This is a genomic window from Nocardia sp. CA-135398, assembly GCF_050955845.1.
GTDB lineage: Bacteria > Actinomycetota > Actinomycetes > Mycobacteriales > Mycobacteriaceae > Nocardia.
The window spans coordinates 7,821,573-7,838,199 of sequence record NZ_CP192084.1; the positions used below are offsets into that span (position 1 = coordinate 7,821,573).

At 66.5% G+C, this 16,627-nt stretch carries 16 protein-coding genes; 5 read left to right on the forward strand and 11 right to left on the reverse strand.

Annotated elements, in window-relative coordinates; translation table 11 throughout:
* Positions 1 to 89: 89 nt before the first annotated feature.
* From rplQ to infA, 7 genes are all read right to left on the reverse strand, one after another.
* Positions 90 to 617 (reverse strand): 50S ribosomal protein L17, encoded by a 528-nt coding sequence (gene rplQ, locus ACQP1T_RS34885; RefSeq protein ID WP_433757251.1) that lies wholly within the window; start codon positions 615 to 617, stop codon positions 90 to 92.
* Positions 618 to 666: 49 nt separating this feature from the next.
* Positions 667 to 1,725 carry a DNA-directed RNA polymerase subunit alpha gene (locus ACQP1T_RS34890; protein WP_040686662.1) on the reverse strand — a complete coding sequence of 353 codons (1,059 nt, stop codon included), beginning with the start codon at positions 1,723 to 1,725 and terminating at the stop codon, positions 667 to 669.
* Positions 1,726 to 1,833: 108 nt separating this feature from the next.
* Positions 1,834 to 2,439 (reverse strand): 30S ribosomal protein S4, encoded by a 606-nt coding sequence (rpsD, locus tag ACQP1T_RS34895; protein ID WP_327095488.1) that lies wholly within the window; start codon positions 2,437 to 2,439, stop codon positions 1,834 to 1,836.
* A gap of 20 nt (positions 2,440 to 2,459) precedes the next feature.
* Positions 2,460 to 2,873 carry a 30S ribosomal protein S11 gene (gene rpsK, locus ACQP1T_RS34900; RefSeq protein WP_014349147.1) on the reverse strand — a complete coding sequence of 138 codons (414 nt, stop codon included), beginning with the start codon at positions 2,871 to 2,873 and terminating at the stop codon, positions 2,460 to 2,462.
* A 10-nt stretch (positions 2,874 to 2,883) separates the two neighbouring features.
* On the reverse strand, positions 2,884 to 3,255 hold the full coding sequence (gene rpsM / locus ACQP1T_RS34905) for a 30S ribosomal protein S13 (protein WP_364390903.1): 372 nt from the start codon (positions 3,253 to 3,255) through the stop codon (positions 2,884 to 2,886).
* Positions 3,256 to 3,473: 218 nt separating this feature from the next.
* Entirely contained in the window at positions 3,474 to 3,587 is a 114-nt protein-coding gene (gene rpmJ / locus ACQP1T_RS34910) for a 50S ribosomal protein L36 (protein WP_040686659.1), read from the reverse strand.
* Positions 3,588 to 3,735: 148 nt separating this feature from the next.
* On the reverse strand, positions 3,736 to 3,957 hold the full coding sequence (gene infA, locus ACQP1T_RS34915) for a translation initiation factor IF-1 (protein ID WP_003418601.1): 222 nt from the start codon (positions 3,955 to 3,957) through the stop codon (positions 3,736 to 3,738).
* Positions 3,958 to 9,048: 5,091 nt separating this feature from the next.
* On the opposite strand from infA, the gene ACQP1T_RS34920 reads away from it, so the two are divergent.
* On the forward strand, positions 9,049 to 10,332 hold the full coding sequence (locus ACQP1T_RS34920) for an AAA family ATPase (protein WP_433757252.1): 1,284 nt from the start codon (positions 9,049 to 9,051) through the stop codon (positions 10,330 to 10,332).
* A gap of 264 nt (positions 10,333 to 10,596) precedes the next feature.
* Here ACQP1T_RS34920 and ACQP1T_RS34925 read toward each other — a convergent pair whose 3' ends face one another.
* A complete protein-coding gene (locus tag ACQP1T_RS34925; RefSeq protein WP_433757253.1) occupies positions 10,597 to 11,571 on the reverse strand; it encodes a GlxA family transcriptional regulator in 975 nt (324 codons plus the stop codon).
* 100 nt (positions 11,572 to 11,671) lie between these two features.
* On the opposite strand from ACQP1T_RS34925, the gene ACQP1T_RS34930 reads away from it, so the two are divergent.
* Positions 11,672 to 12,103 carry a VOC family protein gene (locus tag ACQP1T_RS34930; RefSeq protein WP_433757254.1) on the forward strand — a complete coding sequence of 144 codons (432 nt, stop codon included), beginning with the start codon at positions 11,672 to 11,674 and terminating at the stop codon, positions 12,101 to 12,103.
* A gap of 218 nt (positions 12,104 to 12,321) precedes the next feature.
* On the forward strand, positions 12,322 to 12,594 hold the full coding sequence (locus ACQP1T_RS34935; RefSeq protein ID WP_433757255.1) for a hypothetical protein: 273 nt from the start codon (positions 12,322 to 12,324) through the stop codon (positions 12,592 to 12,594).
* Positions 12,595 to 12,667: 73 nt separating this feature from the next.
* Here the strand turns inward: ACQP1T_RS34935 and ACQP1T_RS34940 are convergent, their stop codons facing one another.
* A complete protein-coding gene (locus tag ACQP1T_RS34940; protein WP_062983115.1) occupies positions 12,668 to 13,168 on the reverse strand; it encodes a DUF4254 domain-containing protein in 501 nt (166 codons plus the stop codon).
* A gap of 174 nt (positions 13,169 to 13,342) precedes the next feature.
* On the opposite strand from ACQP1T_RS34940, the gene ACQP1T_RS34945 reads away from it, so the two are divergent.
* A complete protein-coding gene (locus ACQP1T_RS34945; RefSeq protein ID WP_433757256.1) occupies positions 13,343 to 14,152 on the forward strand; it encodes a GntR family transcriptional regulator in 810 nt (269 codons plus the stop codon).
* 30 nt (positions 14,153 to 14,182) lie between these two features.
* Positions 14,183 to 14,788: a GNAT family N-acetyltransferase gene (locus ACQP1T_RS34950; RefSeq protein WP_433757257.1), complete on the forward strand. Its 606-nt coding sequence runs from the start codon at positions 14,183 to 14,185 to the stop codon at positions 14,786 to 14,788.
* On the opposite strand, the gene ACQP1T_RS34955 is transcribed toward ACQP1T_RS34950, so the two are convergent.
* Both ACQP1T_RS34955 and ACQP1T_RS34960 read right to left on the reverse strand, forming a co-directional pair.
* Positions 14,770 to 15,057, reverse strand: coding sequence for a hypothetical protein (locus ACQP1T_RS34955; RefSeq protein ID WP_433757258.1), 288 nt, complete (start codon positions 15,055 to 15,057; stop codon positions 14,770 to 14,772). The genes ACQP1T_RS34950 and ACQP1T_RS34955 overlap by 19 nt on opposite strands.
* 74 nt (positions 15,058 to 15,131) lie before the next feature.
* The gene (locus tag ACQP1T_RS34960) at positions 15,132 to 16,427 is read right to left on the reverse strand and encodes a hypothetical protein (protein WP_433757259.1); all 1,296 of its coding nucleotides are present in this window, start codon (positions 16,425 to 16,427) and stop codon (positions 15,132 to 15,134) included.
* Positions 16,428 to 16,627: the final 200 nt, after the last annotated feature.

Sequence of the window (16,627 nt, forward strand, 5' to 3'; positions counted from 1 at the left end):
AACCGTTGTCAGCGCGGTTGCCTCGGATACGAGCGAGCCCGCCGACCCACAGGGGGCGGCGGGCTCGTTCGAGAACTCCAACGCGAGCGTCAGGCGTCCTTCTTGTCCTCAGCGGCCTCGTCGGCAGCGGGGGCCTCGGCCTCGACGGTCTCGGCGACGGCCTCTTCGGCCTTCTCCTCGACCACGGCCTCGGCGGCGGGCGCCTCGGCCTTCTTGGACGCGGCAACGCGACGGGCGCGGTCGGCCTCGTTGGTCACGGTCTTCTCCCGGACCAGCTCGATGACCGCCATCGGCGCGTTGTCACCCTTGCGGGGCAGCGTCTTGGTGATGCGGGTGTAGCCACCCTCGCGGCCCTCGAACGACGGACCGATCGAGGCGAAGAGCTCGTGGACGACATCCTTGTTGCGGATGACCTTGAGCACCTCGCGCCGGTCGGCCAGGGTGCCGGCCTTCGCCTTGGTGACCAGCTTCTCGGCATAGGGGCGCAGCGCCTTGGCCTTGGCCTCGGTGGTCGTGATCCGACCGTGCTCGAAGAGCGCCGTGGCCAGATTGGCGAAGATCGCCTTCTGGTGCGACGCCGACCCGCCGAAGCGGGCACCCTTCTTGGGCTTGGGCATTGTTTGTTCTCCTTGTGTGAGGCCGGGCCGGGGTGCCTACCCCAGCGGCCTAGAGCTGTTCGGTCTCGGCGTAGTCCTGCTCGCCGCCATCGGTGTCACTGAACGTGCCGCTGTCGCTCCACGTTCCGGTGCTCGCGTCGTAACCCACCACGGACGAAGGATCGAACGAGGCCGGGCTGTCCTTCAGCGAGAGGCCCAGCGCATGCAGCTTGACCTTGACCTCGTCGATGGACTTCTGGCCGAAGTTGCGGATGTCCAGCAGATCCGATTCGGTGCGGGCGACCAGCTCGCCGACCGTGTGCACGCCCTCGCGCTTGAGGCAGTTGTAGGACCGGACGGTGAGGTCCAGATCCTCGATCGGCAGACCGAACGAGGCGATGTGATCCGCCTCGGCCGGTGAGGGGCCGATCTCGATGCCTTCGGCTTCGACGTTGAGCTCACGGGCCAGGCCGAACAGCTCGACCAGAGTCTTGCCCGCCGAAGCGAGCGCGTCCCGGGCGGTGATGGAGTTCTTGGTCTCCACGTCCAGGATCAGACGGTCGAAGTCGGTGCGCTGCTCGACACGGGTGGCCTCCACCTTGTAGGTCACCTTGAGCACCGGCGAGTAGATCGAATCCACTGGGATCCGGCCGATTTCCGCGCCGGACGCCTTGTTCTGCACCGCCGGGACGTAACCGCGACCGCGCTCCACGACGAGCTCGATCTCCAGCTTGCCCTTGTCGTTCAGGGTGGCGATGTGCATATCCGGGTTGTGCACGACAACACCGGCAGGCGGCACGATGTCACCGGCGGTGACGGTGCCCGGGCCCTGCTTGCGCACGTACATCGTGACCGGCTCGTCCTCCTCCGAGGACACGACCAGACCCTTGAGGTTCAGGATGATGTCGGTGACATCCTCCTTCACACCGGGGACGGTGGTGAACTCGTGCAGGACGCCGTCGATGCGGATGCTCGTGACCGCGGCCCCCGGAATCGAGGACAGCAGGGTACGTCGCAGCGAGTTGCCGAGGGTGTAACCGAAGCCCGGCTCGAGCGGTTCGATGGTGAACTTCGAGCGGTTCTCGGCGACGACCTCTTCGGTCAGCGTCGGACGCTGTGAAATCAGCATTAGGATCATCCTCCTGTACGGGCGCCCACTATTTGACGCCCACGTCTTGGGGGTTGTGCGTGACCGCTGATGAAATAGACGGTCACGCACCAGCAGCGTGAAAGCTGATTACTTCGAGTAGTACTCGACGATCAGCTGTTCAGACAGCGGTACATCGATCTGGGCGCGCTCAGGAACCTGGTGCACCAGGATCCGCAGACGGCCCGGGATGACCTGCAGCCAACCGGGAACCGGACGGTCGCCCACGGTCTCGCGCGCAACCTGGAACGGCAGCGTGCCCAGCGACTTCTCCTTGACATCGATGATGTCGTACTGGGTGACCTGGAAGCTGGGAACGTTCACGGCCCGGTTGTTCACCAGGAAGTGACCGTGGCTGACCAGCTGACGAGCCTGACGGCGGGTACGGGCCAGACCGGCGCGGTACACGACGTTGTCCAGCCGGCACTCGAGCAGACGCAGCAGGTTGTCACCGGTCTTGCCCTTGAGGCGGTTGGCCTCTTCGTAGTACCGGCGGAACTGCTTCTCCATGACGCCGTAGGAGAAGCGAGCCTTCTGCTTCTCCTGCAGCTGGAGCAGGTACTCGCTCTCCTTGATCCGCGCACGGCCGTGCTGGCCGGGCGGGTAGGGGCGACGCTCGAACGCCTGGTCGCCGCCGACGAGGTCGACGCGCAGACGACGCGACTTACGGGTGATGGGGCCTGTATAACGAGCCATTTTTCGCTATTCCTTTCCCGCTAGACGCGACGCCGCTTGGGCGGACGGCAGCCGTTGTGCGGCTGCGGGGTGACATCGGAGATCGTGCCGACTTCCAGGCCAGCGGCCTGCAGCGAACGGATCGCGGTCTCGCGGCCCGAACCCGGGCCCTTGACGAACACGTCGACCTTCTTGACACCGTTCTCCTGCGCCTTGCGGGCAGCGTTCTCGGCGGCGAGCTGCGCGGCGAACGGGGTCGACTTGCGCGAACCCTTGAAGCCGACGTGGCCCGAGGACGCCCACGAGATGACGTTGCCGGACGGGTCGGTGATCGACACGATCGTGTTGTTGAACGTGCTCTTGATGTGCGCGTGGCCGTGCGGGACGTTCTTCTTTTCCCGGCGACGCGACTTCTGGGTCTTCTTGGGGCCGGAGGCCCGACTCTTCGGAGGCATCCTTTATCCCCTACTTCTTCTTGCCTGCGACGGTGCGCTTCGGGCCCTTGCGGGTGCGCGCGTTGGTCTTGGTGCGCTGGCCACGCACGGGCAGGCCACGACGGTGGCGCAGACCCTGGTAGCAGCCGATCTCGATCTTGCGTCGAATGTCGGCCTGCACCTCGCGGCGCAGGTCACCCTCGACCTTGAGGGCCGAACCCTCGATGTAGTCACGCAGCTGCGTGACCTGCTCGTCGCTGAGGTCCTTCGACCGCAGGTCGGGGCTGACGCCCGTCGCCTCGAGGATCTCCTTGGCGCGGGTACGGCCGATGCCGTAGATGTAGGTCAGCGCGATCTCCATGCGCTTTTCACGCGGGAGATCAACGCCCATGAGACGTGCCATGTGGCAGGTTCCTTAATCGTTGCGGAGGTCTGCTCCCTGTCCGTCCCCTCGTCTGGTGGGGCACCGGCCTCCGTACCGGTGGTTGGCTCGCACACCTCGGACCTTGCGATTCCGAGGAACCGCGCGGTCCGAATATCCGCAGTGTGCGGCTGGAGCTGGGAGTTCTTCTTTGTTTGGCCAAGCCGATCAGTGATCGGTGCCCGGCTGGTGCTGCGAAATCAGCCCTGACGCTGCTTGTGGCGCAGGTTCTCGCAGATCACCATGACCCGACCGTGACGGCGGATCACCTTGCACTTCTCGCAGATCTTCTTGACGCTCGGCTGAACCTTCACGTCCGTCCAATCTTGTTCGGTCCACACGGGTGTGAACACAGTTTTTCCCCAGCCGGAAGGCTGAGGAAGTCTGTTGCCGCCGCGCAGGGCGGCGTGAGTGAATCGACCACGGCGAGCGCTCTCCGCGAGCAGCGGTCGCCCACTCGATTCACTTGTAGCGGTAAACGATGCGGCCGCGCGACAGGTCGTAGGGCGAGAGCTCGACGACCACACGGTCCTCGGGAAGGATGCGAATGTAGTGCTGCCGCATCTTTCCGCTGATGTGCGCGAGAACCTTGTGCCCGTTCTCGAGCTCGATCCGGAACATCGCATTGGGCAGCGGCTCGACAACTCGACCCTCGACCTCGATGGCCCCGTCTTTCTTCGCCATGTCCTCCGCGATCCCGGTTTATGCTCAAACCTGGTTTGATTGCCTTGTATCTGATTCCATGTAACCCATCGGTCGAACCAATCGGCGGCATGCAAACAGTCGGCGCGTAGGTGCACCGCCGACCAAGCTTACCGGTTTAATTGCTGGCAGGCCAATTCGCCCTGGTCACGATGCGCGTGAGCGCCTATTCTTCCGCTTTTGATGCGCTTGAGGCGGTGCGTCGACCTGCAGTTGTCGGCGTAGTCGTGGCGCCAGGAACCGCGTTGGAACCCGTGATCGTCGCGCAGTGGCCACTGTCGGTGACGAGATCAGAAGTCATGATGCTCTGAGCGTCGCCGAATGACCATCTGCTCCTCCGGCAACGCCGTTCTTAATGTAGCGCGGTTCCCTTCCTCGGCATGGCAAGGCGTCGACACCGAGGTTCGCCGCCACCCGCCCCGGCCGAGCGGCGGCGGTGATCGTCGCGGCAAGGCACTGTCGATGACGAGGCCGGGAGCCGGGTCCTGCTGTGAATGTCGTCGACGCTGCCGGGTTCATGGCCGGACGAGAGCATGGGGTTCTCCGCGAACGCGATCGCAACGGATGCGTGGAGCGCGTTCATCACTCGGGCAGGGCATGCACGGAGAGCACTGAAGGTTGCCGGGATTCATGAGGCCCCATCGCCGGGATGTAAAAGGGCGCCGGAGATCGGGATCGAGGCGGGCCGCCGGTGACGAAGCAGACGTTCGGCAATCAGTCGTGCGGAGTGAGCGCTGTCGTACAGCGCGACACTTCCGGACTGCTTGCCGACAGGTGCATGGGCCCAACAGATCCCGCGATAGTTGGGTCTTCGAAAACCGGTCATTCGGCCCACTCCCCACCCGTGATGAGGCAGAGTCGTCGCGTAAACTGACCACAGCCCAGGAACAAAGGTCGAGCAGATCAAGGGGGACGCGTGAGGGAGCGCAGCGAGCGAATCAGCACAGCGCCCTCGGGCACGGCGCAGCCGAGCGCCAGCGAGGCGGAGTCGTGAGCCGTAATAACGACGGCCTCCCCATGCTGCCCCCGTGGCTCTCCGAGAGCGATGTCACCGGCGGCTACGAAGCGCCCGTACAGAACCTGCCACACGACGACCTCATCGATGAAGCGCCTTCGCGGCGTGGACGTTCCAAGCGCGCGCCGGAGACGGAGCGTCCCGAAGCCGCGCGCAGGGAAAAGCGCCGATTCGGCCGACGCAAAGGTAAGGACGAGCAGTCCGAGGAGCCGCGCCCGCGCCCAGGTTCGGCGGGGCGCGAATTGTCCGGTCCCGGTTTCGAACTGCACGGCGGACCGAGCAGCTTCCAGGGCGCGAACGCCTTTCGTGGACCCGAACCCCAGCACGGCCCGGAGCACGGGGACCCGATACAGGGACCACCGCACGGCTACGGTCCACACGCGAGTCCGGATGGTTCGCCGCATCCGGAAAACGGCTGGCAGGGCAGCAATCCGCTGCCGACCCGTAACCCGCGCCAGCCCTCCGCCGGTTTCGAGCCGCTCGGCCGCAGGCCGCCGACACCGCCGTCGGTGGCGGCACACCCTTCCGGTCCGCAACAGCCCGCTGCTGACTACCCGCAACCGGGTACGGGCCAATCGCCCGCCTTTTCGCAGTCGGGTGCAGGCCAACCGACTGCCGCGGAGCCGCCGGCATCCGTCGAGGAAACGGTGCGCTTCCAGCCGTCGCGCCCCGACCTGCCGCCCCCGCCGAACCAGGCCGCCGCACAACCGTATTCGCCTGCCGCAGCACCGCAGCCGCCAACGAGCGAGCAGCCCGACACGCCGCCGACCGGCGACTTCGACGCCCCGTCGCCCCGGCTCGATACACAACGGACCGAACAAGACCAACCGTCCCCCGAAGCGGCTGGCGTTGGCCTGCGCACCCCCGCTGCCTCGGCACCCGCTCATCCCAGCCCGACTTCGGCGCCCGAAAACGACCAGCTCACGCCAACGTCACAGCTCGTCGGACCGCCCACCCGGCACGATGAACCACGGCCGCATGATCCGCGCGGAATCGACAGTCCACCTTCGCGACTCGACGAGTCGCGGCCGGGCTCGCGTGCGGACAGCGCAGGGCCGGGACTCGATGAGTCGCGGGCTGGCTCGGACGGCGACGATGGCTCGGCGCAGCAATTGGACGACGCGCGTCAGCTGAGCTCGCAAGGTGACGATGGTCCGCCGCCTCGGCTTGCGCCGCAGGATCGCACTGCTGATGAGCAAGCGGGTGCGCGCAGCGGGCAGCGGCCTGAGTTGCCGTCGCCACCAGGGGAATTCGACGCACAGTCGGCCGTGGATTCCGGCGTACCTTCGGACGCTGGCGCGGCAGGTGGTGCCGGGGCAGCGACAGATGAACCGGAGACGGTAAGTCGCACGGATCAGGATGATTCGGCGCCAGTGCTCGGTACCGAGCAAGCAGCGGATGACGCGGTTGGTTCCGCCGACGGCGGCGCGGGAACGGGCGACCGCGCGGAATCCGCGGGTGCGACACCGATATTCGATTCCGAGACCGTCGATCCGACCAGGCGGGCAGGCGGGTCCCCGCGGGTTCCCGGCTTCGGCCACCCCGGCGCAGGCGGAACGCCTTCGGGCACAACGTCGTCCGCGACTGGCGGCACACCGCACGACTACGGCCAGTACGGCCAAGCGACGCAAACCCCAAGCGGCGACCCCGCCGCGCAGGCCGCCGACTCGGGGACGGCACTTCAGACACCGGGTCAGTTCCATCGCCCCGCGTCCGCACCACAGGCACTCGGCAACGACTTCCAACGCCCCCCATCGGCACCGCCGGCCACCGACCGCACCGCACCACCAGCGCCTGGCGGCGACTTGCACCGGGCGGCATCGACACCGCGGGCACCGGGCGGCGAGTTCAACCAGCCGCCCTTCGCGCCGCAGGGAACTGATCCCCAGGGTCCGACCGGAGAGTCGGAAGCCGATCGGCCGCAACGTGATAGCGGATCGGCGGCACCGGGATGGGCTGACGGTCCCGATCCGGCGGGTTCCGAGGTACGAGGACCAGCGTCGGCACCGGACGAGGAGCTCGGACGTCCGGACGCGGGACCACAGGGAACCGCGGCCGGAGCCCAACTGCCGACCGGTACCCCAGGGCAGTCGGGATCCGGTGCGGCGCAACGAGGACGCGGGTTGGCCGCGCCCGGTTGGGCTGCGCACCCCGTGCCGGGGACGACGGGCGCACCAACGCCCGTCGGTGGACGGCACCGGTTGCCGTCGGAGATCGAAGCGGCCGATGAGGCGGGTAGGTCTGGCGACGAGGCCGCGCGGGCGACCGAAGCTGTTAGCGATCAGCAAATCCCGACTGGCGAGTCGACACCACATGCGCCGAGCGACCAAGAAAGCGCGACCGGAGCGGAGTCCGCGGTAGCCGAAGGGCAACTCGGCGACCGCAACCCAGCCGGATTCACGCACCCCGCGACGGGCCCGCAAGTACCAGGCACCGACCAGCCGAATGCCCAGGGGCACAACGGAACTGGACATATCCCGCCGCCCACAGGACAAACACCCAGCGGGGCCCCGGCAGGGCCATGGCAGAACGGACCGGGGTACGCGCAACCGTCCACCGACCAGGCACCCGGCGACGATCGCGCACCAGGGAGCGCGCCCACAGGGCAAGCACCTGGCAGCGCCCAAGCGCCATGGCAAGGCGGACACGGACCAACAGGGCTAGCACCCGGCAACATTGACGCATCGCGGCAAGGCGAACCTGCCCCCACAGGCCAAGCACCAGGCAGCGCCCAAGCGCCATGGCAGAACGGACCCGGGTACGCGCAACCGTCCACCGAGCAGGCACCCGGCGACGAGGGCGCACTAGGTCAAAGCGGCGCGCCCACAGTGCAAGCCCTCGGCAGCGAACAGGCACGATCGCAAGGCGGAGACGGAGCAACGCCGCACGCACCCGGCGATCAGACACCGTGGCACGGTGGCCCTGCACCCACGGGGCAAGTGCCCGGCAGCGACCAACCACCATCACAGAGCGGACCCGCCGGACGCCCACCCGGTAGCGACCAAAGCCCCCAGCCGAGCGGCCTCGGCCCTACGGGGCAAGCCGCCGGCAGCGATCAAGCGGCGCCGCAGCAGACCGGGCCCGGGCACGCGCAACCTCCCATCGGGCAGCCACCGGTCAGCGAGCAGGCTGGCCCACCATGGCAGAGCGGTCCAAAAGGGCAGGCCCCAAGCGACACTCACACACAATGGCAAGGCGGCTCCGCGCCCACGGGGCAAGCTGGCGCGGCACGCGATCACGCCGCGCCGCAGCAGACCGGGCCCAGGTACACGCAACCGCCCATCGGGCAGGCACCCGTCAGCGAGCAGGCCGACCCATGGCAGAGCGGTCCAATAGGGCACGCCCCAAGCGACGCTCACGCACCATGGCAAGGCGGACTAGCGCCCACCGGGCAGGTACCCGGCAGCGACCAAAGCCTCCGGGCGGTCGGCCTCGGGCCCACGGGGCAAGCCGTTGGCAGCGATCAAGCCGCGCCGCAGCAGACCGGGCCCGGGCACACGCAACCTCCCATCGGGCAGGCATCGGTCAGCGAGCAGGCTGACCCACCGTGGCAGAGCGGTCCCATGGCGCAAGCCTCAGGCGACACTCACGCACCATGGCAAGGCGGACCCGCGCCCACAGGACAGGCGTCTGGCGGCGACCAGGGACCGTCACAGAGCGGGCCAATCGCGCGCATACCCGGCAGCGATCAGATGCCATGGCACGGCGGCTCCGGATCTACCGGCCAAGCAATCGGTGACGACCACGTGTCATGGCAAGGTGGACCCGCGCCTATGGGGCAGATGCCCGGCGGCGATGAAGCATCGTCACAGAGCGGTCGCACCGGGTACACACCTGGCGGCGACCACGTGTGGCAAGGCGGACCCGCACCTACGGGCCAAGCGCCCGGCAGCGACCAAGCACAGAGCGGACCCATCGGGCACGCACCCGGTAGCGACCACGCATCGTGGCAAGGCGGACCCGCACCTACTGGCCCAGCGCCCGGCGACCAGGCACCGCAACCGGCAGGTCAGGTTCCCGGCGGCGACCAGGCACCATGGCAAGGTGTGGCCGGGCCAATGGGGCAGGCGTCGGGTGATCAGGCGGGGTGGCAGGGACCCGGACCCATAGGCCGAGCGCCCGGCGGGGATCACGCGCCGTGGCAGGGCGCGCCCGGGTATGGGCAGCCGCAGGTCGGGCGGGCGCCTGAGGGTGAGCAGTGGCAGAATCCGGCGGCACGGGGGTCGGGGCAGCAGTCGACGGGTGACCACTGGCAGCAGGGGCAGGCTTCGGGGCCGATGGGACAGCAAGCGCCCGTTGGGGATCCGCAGGGATACGGCCGTCCGCCCGCTGGGCTGCAGGGGATGCCGCCCGGGTATCAGCAGGGTGGGCAGTATCAGCCCGCGCCATATCAGCCGCAGCCTCCGCATGGTCCACACCCTTCGCTCGATGACGTGCCATTGCGGCGCGCGAAGAAGTCGCCGAGCAGTGGGTGGCGCAAGGCGGTGCACCATGTGTCCGGTGGCGCCATCAATCCCGGCTTGTCGTCAGAGGAGTTGCGGCTGCAGGAGTTGGTGGCGCGGATCCGACAGCCGGTGCGCGGTGACTATCGGATCGCGGTGCTCTCGCTCAAGGGCGGTGTCGGAAAGACCACCACGACAATGGGTCTCGGGTCGATCTTCGCCTCCATCCGTGGTGACCGAGTGATCGCGGTCGATGCCAATCCGGACTTCGGCACGCTGTCGCAGCGGGTGCCGCTGCAGACCCGCTCGACCGTGCGAGATCTGTTGCTCGATCCCGCGATCCAGCGGTATTCGGATGTGCGCAGGCATACCTCGCAGGGCACCAGCCGATTGGAAGTGCTTGCCAGCGAACGTGATCCGGCGGCGTCGGAGTCGTTCAACGATGAGGAGTACCGCGCGGTCGCCCGCATTCTGCAGCGGTTCTACAACATCATCCTGACCGACTGCGGTACCGGACTGATGCATTCGGCAATGGGCGGTGTACTCGACCTCGCGCATTCGCTGGTGCTGATCTCCTCGGCGGCGATCGATGGCGCGCGCAGTGCCGCCGCGACGCTCGACTGGTTGTCCCTGCACGGCCACGACCATCTGGTCCGCAATGCGGTCGTGGTGATCAACCTGCCGCGTGAGGGTTCCCCGAATGTCGGCATCCAGCAGCTGCGCGAATACTTCCTGTCGCGCTGCCGCGCCGTGCACATCATCCCGTTCGACTCGCACCTGTCCGAGGGCGCCGAGATCGATCTGCACCGCCTGCACAAGACCACCAAGCGCGCCTACGTCGAACTCGCCGCTACCGTCGCAGACGAATTCGGCATCGATCACCGCCGCTATGGTGTTTGATTCGCCGCACCTGCGACGCGGCGTGTTCGCGGCCCGAAATGTAGCGGTTCGATGAGGGGTCGTGGCGACCCTCATGTCCGACCATTCGAGCGATCTGCAACCAGTCGCTGACGACGTCGTCGATACTCGCGACTGCGGCGTCTACGCTTCCTACTCGGCTGAGCTCGATGGCCGCGCCTTCGCGCGGACGCGACACGGCCCACGAACTCCGCTCGTAAGACTCGCTTCGTGAAATCACCGCGGCCACAACCATGCGCGGAAAACTCACCATGACAGCCGGGACGCACGCACCTCCGCAATGGATCGCCCGCGACGGCGACGGAACAGTCCGCGCAGTGTGCCCGCGTTCAGGTAGCCGACCTTGACCGCTATCGCGTCGATGGTCAAGGTCGTGGTGCGCAGTAGTTGGGTGGCGCGTTCCAACCGGACCTCGTGCACGAAATCCCGTGGTGACATTCCGATTTCGGCTTGGGTGGCGCGCTGTAGCGTGCGTTCGGTGACGCCGAGTAGATGTGCCGCGTCGGCGATTCGGAACTGCTCGGCGATGTGGTCGCGCACCCATCGCTCGAATGTCGCGACCAGGGAGTCGTTGCGGGCGATCACCTCGGGAATCGCGGAGTCGATCTGCATTCGGCGATCGCCGACCACCAGATATCGCGCGGTCAATTCGGCCAGGGTGGGACTCTGCGCGGCGATCAGCGCCAGCGCGAGGTCGATATGCGAGAGCGAGGCCGCCGCGGTGGTGAGCCGATCCGCCCGGCACAGAATTCGGCTCTCGTCCAGGTCGATGCGCGGATACCGGCGCCGAAAGGCCGGGCCGAGCCACCAACTCGTCGTTGCCACCACGCCGTCCAACACACCCGCCTCGGCCAGGTAGAAGGTTCCGGTGCAGGCCGCGGCGAGGTGCGCACCGGATTCGTAGGCCCGCGTCATCAGTTGCAGCACCGGCCGATTCGCGGGTGCGGATACCAAGCCGATCAGCCCGTCCGCGTCCAGGACGCGCGTTGCCGGGACGACGATCAGACCGACATCGTCGGGCAGTTCGGTCATCGGTGTCGTCTGCGCGCGGAAACCGTGCGCCGTAAGCACTTGTTCGCCATCGGCGACGAGATGCACCCGCCATGGTTCGGGAGCCGACTCCAACTCCTCGCGCAGTCCATTGGCGGTGGCGAAGGTCTCCAGTACAGCGGTGAGTCCGAGGTCGGCGACGCCGTCCTGCACGAAGACCGCAACATCCATGTCGCAAACAGTACTGAATATGTCGTTTCCGACACTCGGAACTGCGGAATAAGCGGCTTAGTGTTCGTATTACTTACCCGGCCTGCCCTGCGGAGTTCATATGACGATCGTCGAAACCACCGGTATCCACCACATCCGGCTGACCGTGACCGATATCGACCGCTCCAAGGCGTTCTACCGTGATGTGCTCGGTTTCGAGATCGCGGTGGAATCGCCGGGCCGTCCCGAGGATCCGCAGGTGCGCACCGATCCGGCCCAGTTCTACGGCGGCGTCGTATTCCAAACGAACGGAATGCTGTTCGGACTACGTCCGGTGGCCGAACCGAGCGACAAATTCGATTCCGAACGCGTCGGTCTGGACCATCTCAGCTTCGCTGTGCCCTCGGTCGATGATCTGACCAGCACCGCCGCCCGGTTGGCCGCGGCCGGAATCGAACACGGCGAGGTCACGCTACTGGACGGACTCGGCATCGCGATCCTGTCCTTCAGCGATCCCGACGGTATCCACCTCGAGCTCACCGCACCGCTGTGAACGCGCCGGCGCACTGTAGTAACCCGACGTTCCGTCGGCCGCCGACGCTGGTGCGCACGAATGTCGGCTCGGCACTGCCGAGCACCAGCGAACTACTGTGCGCACTGAGCGGAAAACAGGTCCGCGGGCATGTCTGCCGATGGTCGCGTGATCTGGTCCGGTTGCACCGCATGAGACGGGAGCATCCTCAGCGTGCGGCGGTAATCGACTGTCTCCGCATGGAATTGGTTGCCAATATCAATGCCTGGGCAACCGAGCACCTGCCGCTGCGCGCCGCCGACCATCGCGCCGCCGCACTCGGCGACATCATCGATCGCATCGCCGCCACCGCCGACCGCGCCTTCCACCTGCTGATGACCGATGATCTGACCGGCGAACATATGCACGTGGCATGGACGCGGCTGGCCGAATTGTCAAATGCCTACGGAGATTTGGTCCGCGAAGCCGAGGACGGGCGCTGGTGCCTGTCACCCGACACCAGGCACCGGTGAGCTGACCGCCGCGAATCGGCAAGGGGCCGTGACACCCGGCTGGGAAGCCACGGCCCCTCGTCAACCCGGGTCGTCACCACTCCGGGAGTCGCCGCCGCCCCGCGAGTACATCGCGCACCAAATCGTCGTAGGCATCGGCCAATTCGGCCAGATGATGCCACGCGCCGTGTAGCTGTTCGTCGTGCGCGTCCAGGGTCATCAACGCGTGGTGAGCGCGGACCGAGGACTCCGCGATCCGGTCGATGACCGAGCCGACGGTTTCGGTGTGTAGTGTCGCGCCGAGCCGGTGCTGCGGCACACTGCGCGCCACCCAATCGTCGATCGCCATGACCAATTCGATTCTGCGACGCTCGATTTCGAGGATCGTCGCCGGATCGGTGGATACCGATCCGCCACGACCTACGAGCCGTCTCTCATGCAGAATCGCCAGGTCACGGGCGAACCATAGCAGCGGACCACCGACAACCCGGTGACCGCGACACGCCCGAACAAGTAGATCCGACGTGGGAAGTAGCCCGGGAGTCAGGGACTGCACCGTCGAATCGACACACCTCGGTGTGCCTGGAAGAGCCATCACAACCGTTGATGAATCCGAACCTGCCACGTTGCCTCGCCGTCATCGCCGCACAACACCTGGATCAGGACGTTCATTACAATAAACCTCTGAAGGCACCTGTCAAGCGTTACCCGGCCGTAGGGAGACACGAAGAGTACACTTCGTTACCTGCACGACTGACCGAGGAGCAAGATGGCGGACGGTCCGACGTATCTCCGGATCGCAGACCTCCTCCGCGAGGAGATCCGCGCAGGCAAGTGGAATCCGGGCGATCGGTTGCCCAGCCATACCGAGCTGGCCGATCAAATGCAGGTTTCGATCACTACCGCGCGCAATGCTATTCAGGTTCTGGTCACCGAAAATCTGGTCTACACAGCTACTTCCCGCGGAACGATCGTGCGAAACCAAGAAGTTCTGGAATCGGTTGTCACCGACCATATTCGTCCGGATCGTCCGCAATCGGCCCACGATATTTTCGAAGAGATCGCGCGTGCCGCACATCGCGAGCCGACCAAGGAGTTCAGCGCGAAGATGGAACCCGCGAATCCGGAGGTGGCGCATTGGCTCGGCGTGCCGGAGGATTCCTGGGTACTGGCCAGGACGGTCGTCCAGTATCTGGACAACGAGCCGTGGTCGTGGGAGGTCAGTTTCTATCCACGAGACTTGGCGGAGGCGACCGGCATCGACTCGCCGCACGATATTCCCGAGGGCACGACACGCCGACTTGCCGACCGCGGCCACGCCGAGACCGCGCACCGCGACACGCTTGTCGCCCGCCCGGCCAGTGCCGAGGAGGCGATCGTGCTCGGTGTCGCGACCGGCACCATCCTGCTGGATCATCTCCGGATCGGCGCCAATCACGAGCGCATCACCAGGGCCACCCGGCATCGGTCGATCGCCACCCGCAACCGGCTGGCCTATGAGCTCGGCGATGACGAGGGCAGCAACGTCATCCGACATACGCTCGGCATTTCCTACCGGCCGGGTATCTCGTTGCCATGAAAAACGTTCGGCCATGAATACGGTGCAGTCATGAATTCCATCCGCCGGGCAACCCTGAGTGATCTCGGCACCATCTGCCGGCTCCGGATCCAGCGCACCGCCTGGCTCACGGCGCGTGGCTCCGATCAGTGGACCGTCGCGGGCCGTGGCCTGCCGATCGAGATCTTCGCACGGGCGGTCGGCCGATCGCTGGACGCGGGCGAAACCTGGATCGCCGAGGTGGCCGGGGAACCGGCCGGGACGATCACCGTCAACGACCATGCGGACCCGGGTTTGTGGTCGCCATGGGAACTGGCCGATGCGGTGATCGCGCATTTCATGATCGTCGATCTTCGCTTCGCCGGGCAGCGCGTCGGCCACCGGCTATTGGCGCACGCCGCATCGCTTGCGCGCCAACGACAACGCCATTGGGTCCGACTAGATGCCTGGACCACCAACACCGACCTGCACGACTACTACCGCAGGGAAGGCTTCCATCTGGCCAGGATCGCGGGCCCGGCCGCCTCGGGACCGTCCCGCGCGCTGTTCCAACGCCGCTCCGACAGTTGGACCTTCGAGCCGATGACGCCGATGCTGACCCATGTACCGCAGCCAGCGCCGCAGCCAGCGCCGGAGGCTCACAGCGGCGGCAGATAGGCGATCGTCACCATCTCCTGACCGCGGTTGCGCGACACCAGGATGCCGCGTCCGGGCGGCAGCGTCATCGGACGGACATCACCATCGGCTTGCCTTCGTCCTTGCGGCCGCTCATGATCAGCGCGTCGACGGAGAGGTTCTTCATATCGCCGAGCACATTGTCGTCGCGCGCGAGACGCCGCCGGTGCGTCGGTGACGACCACGTGCAGACCGATATCGCGGGCCTGCGGCAGGTACTCCAGCTGTGGATTGATGCCCGCGGTGATCATGTCGCAATCGTCGATCCGCAGATAGATTTCGGGTCCGCTCCACCAGCTGTGCTCGAGCCCTCTCGGAACTCAGGTTAAAGCGCAACCTGATCACCGCACGGACGTCTGCCGTCCAAAAGATGAAATCCCGGAACGCTCTCGGAAACCGGCTGTCGCCACCGGTTTCCGGCATGGACTCGATTCGGTTGCGGCGCAAATAATCCGGCCGCGGAAAGCTGACGCATCGCGGCTTCGAGATCGGCATCGCGTCCGAAGACGTCCACCAACAGCTCTCGCGTGATCGTGCCGCGCTCGGTGGCAGTCAGCAACTGCGCCACCGCGGTTCGCGTTCGGGTGCCCGGATCCCCCGACAGTAACCGGGCCACCGTCTCGATCACGGTGTGCGACTCCCAGATTTCCGGCATCGCCACACCGCACTGCTGTACCGAGGGCGACTCCCCGCAGCACCACCGCTGGCCGTCCCACCAGAAGCAGAACGAGAGCAATCCGACGGCCGCACGTGGACTCAGTACCGCATTGGTCACCCAATCCGGTGCTCCCGCATAGAAATTCGGCAGGTCGACACCGCCGTTGTAAGCCGCGTTCAAGGCCGGTGCGTCCCATACCCCGCCCGAAAGCACGGCACGGCCACCCGGCACGACATACAGGGTGGAGCCGCTGCTGCGGTTCCCGCCGCTCTCGAACCAGCCGTTCGACGGCACGACGCGGGGCCCGCGGTCGGACGAAACGGCGACGTGCGCCGCCGAAATCATCGCCCAGCGGGCCCACAACTGCGGAAACGACGGCAGTTCCGGATCCACCGGGCGCGCGGTCACCCCGTGCGCCCGGTCGACGAGCGCGGCGGCCACGGCACGGCGCGGGCGGCGACACTGTCGGTCACGGTGACCCATGTAAGCCGCCAACCACACCGGCAGTCGCGGGCGCGGATACGCAGCCACGTCGGCGCGATACGCCTCCGGGCGGAAGAGTTGATCGGCCGGGAACGGTTCGTCGCCGTAGTCGTAGTCGACCTCTACATCACCATATGCGTTGGCCCGCAACAACAGTCGCCACCACGGCTCGGTGCCGGACGCGGCGATCTCGGCACGGCACTGCCGCACCAGCGCGACCACCGACTCCGGCACTTCCAGGCGCACCGGCCGATGCTCGCCGGTGAACTCGACGCGAGCCGATTCGACGGTCACGGTGAGGGCGAATACCGCGTTCAGCCGCTGCCAACCGAGTGGTCCGAGTTCGCCCAACTCGCTCGCGATGCGCGAAACCAAGGTGTCGGCGTACCGGCCGTGGTCGGCGACGACGATATGTCCGTCGCGCCCACCCGTCGCCCGATCGCCACCCCGCACGGAATCGCTACGCGATGCTCGAGTCATTGCTCTCGTTCCTGTTCCAACACAACCGATTCACCGAACATGCACTGTTGTATCGAGTGCTCGGCACATAGTCGCCATCGGTGTCATTTCCGATACTGGCATGCGGATCGGCGCCCGTATCCCGTTACCGATGGTGACTAGCTAAAGGGACTGTTAAGAATTCGAATCGCCTTCGACCTGCGCATCTGCCGAATTTCGAG

What these genes read in the sequence shown, in the direction of transcription:
- rplQ (WP_433757251.1), bottom strand. Translation starts at nt 617, where the DNA reads ATGCCCAAGCCCAAGAAGGGTGCCCGCTTCGGCGGGTCGGCGTCGCAC.
- ACQP1T_RS34890 (WP_040686662.1), bottom strand. Translation starts at nt 1,725, where the DNA reads ATGCTGATTTCACAGCGTCCGACGCTGACCGAAGAGGTCGTCGCCGAG.
- rpsD (WP_327095488.1), bottom strand. Translation starts at nt 2,439, where the DNA reads ATGGCTCGTTATACAGGCCCCATCACCCGTAAGTCGCGTCGTCTGCGC.
- rpsK (WP_014349147.1), bottom strand. Translation starts at nt 2,873, where the DNA reads ATGCCTCCGAAGAGTCGGGCCTCCGGCCCCAAGAAGACCCAGAAGTCG.
- rpsM (WP_364390903.1), bottom strand. Translation starts at nt 3,255, where the DNA reads ATGGCACGTCTCATGGGCGTTGATCTCCCGCGTGAAAAGCGCATGGAG.
- infA (WP_003418601.1), bottom strand. Translation starts at nt 3,957, where the DNA reads ATGGCGAAGAAAGACGGGGCCATCGAGGTCGAGGGTCGAGTTGTCGAG.
- ACQP1T_RS34920 (WP_433757252.1), top strand. Translation starts at nt 9,049, where the DNA reads ATGGGGCAGGCGTCGGGTGATCAGGCGGGGTGGCAGGGACCCGGACCC.
- ACQP1T_RS34925 (WP_433757253.1), bottom strand. Translation starts at nt 11,571, where the DNA reads ATGGATGTTGCGGTCTTCGTGCAGGACGGCGTCGCCGACCTCGGACTC.
- ACQP1T_RS34930 (WP_433757254.1), top strand. Translation starts at nt 11,672, where the DNA reads ATGACGATCGTCGAAACCACCGGTATCCACCACATCCGGCTGACCGTG.
- ACQP1T_RS34935 (WP_433757255.1), top strand. Translation starts at nt 12,322, where the DNA reads ATGGAATTGGTTGCCAATATCAATGCCTGGGCAACCGAGCACCTGCCG.
- ACQP1T_RS34940 (WP_062983115.1), bottom strand. Translation starts at nt 13,168, where the DNA reads ATGGCTCTTCCAGGCACACCGAGGTGTGTCGATTCGACGGTGCAGTCC.
- ACQP1T_RS34945 (WP_433757256.1), top strand. Translation starts at nt 13,343, where the DNA reads ATGGCGGACGGTCCGACGTATCTCCGGATCGCAGACCTCCTCCGCGAG.
- ACQP1T_RS34950 (WP_433757257.1), top strand. Translation starts at nt 14,183, where the DNA reads ATGAATTCCATCCGCCGGGCAACCCTGAGTGATCTCGGCACCATCTGC.
- ACQP1T_RS34955 (WP_433757258.1), bottom strand. Translation starts at nt 15,057, where the DNA reads ATGATCACCGCGGGCATCAATCCACAGCTGGAGTACCTGCCGCAGGCC.
- ACQP1T_RS34960 (WP_433757259.1), bottom strand. Translation starts at nt 16,427, where the DNA reads ATGACTCGAGCATCGCGTAGCGATTCCGTGCGGGGTGGCGATCGGGCG.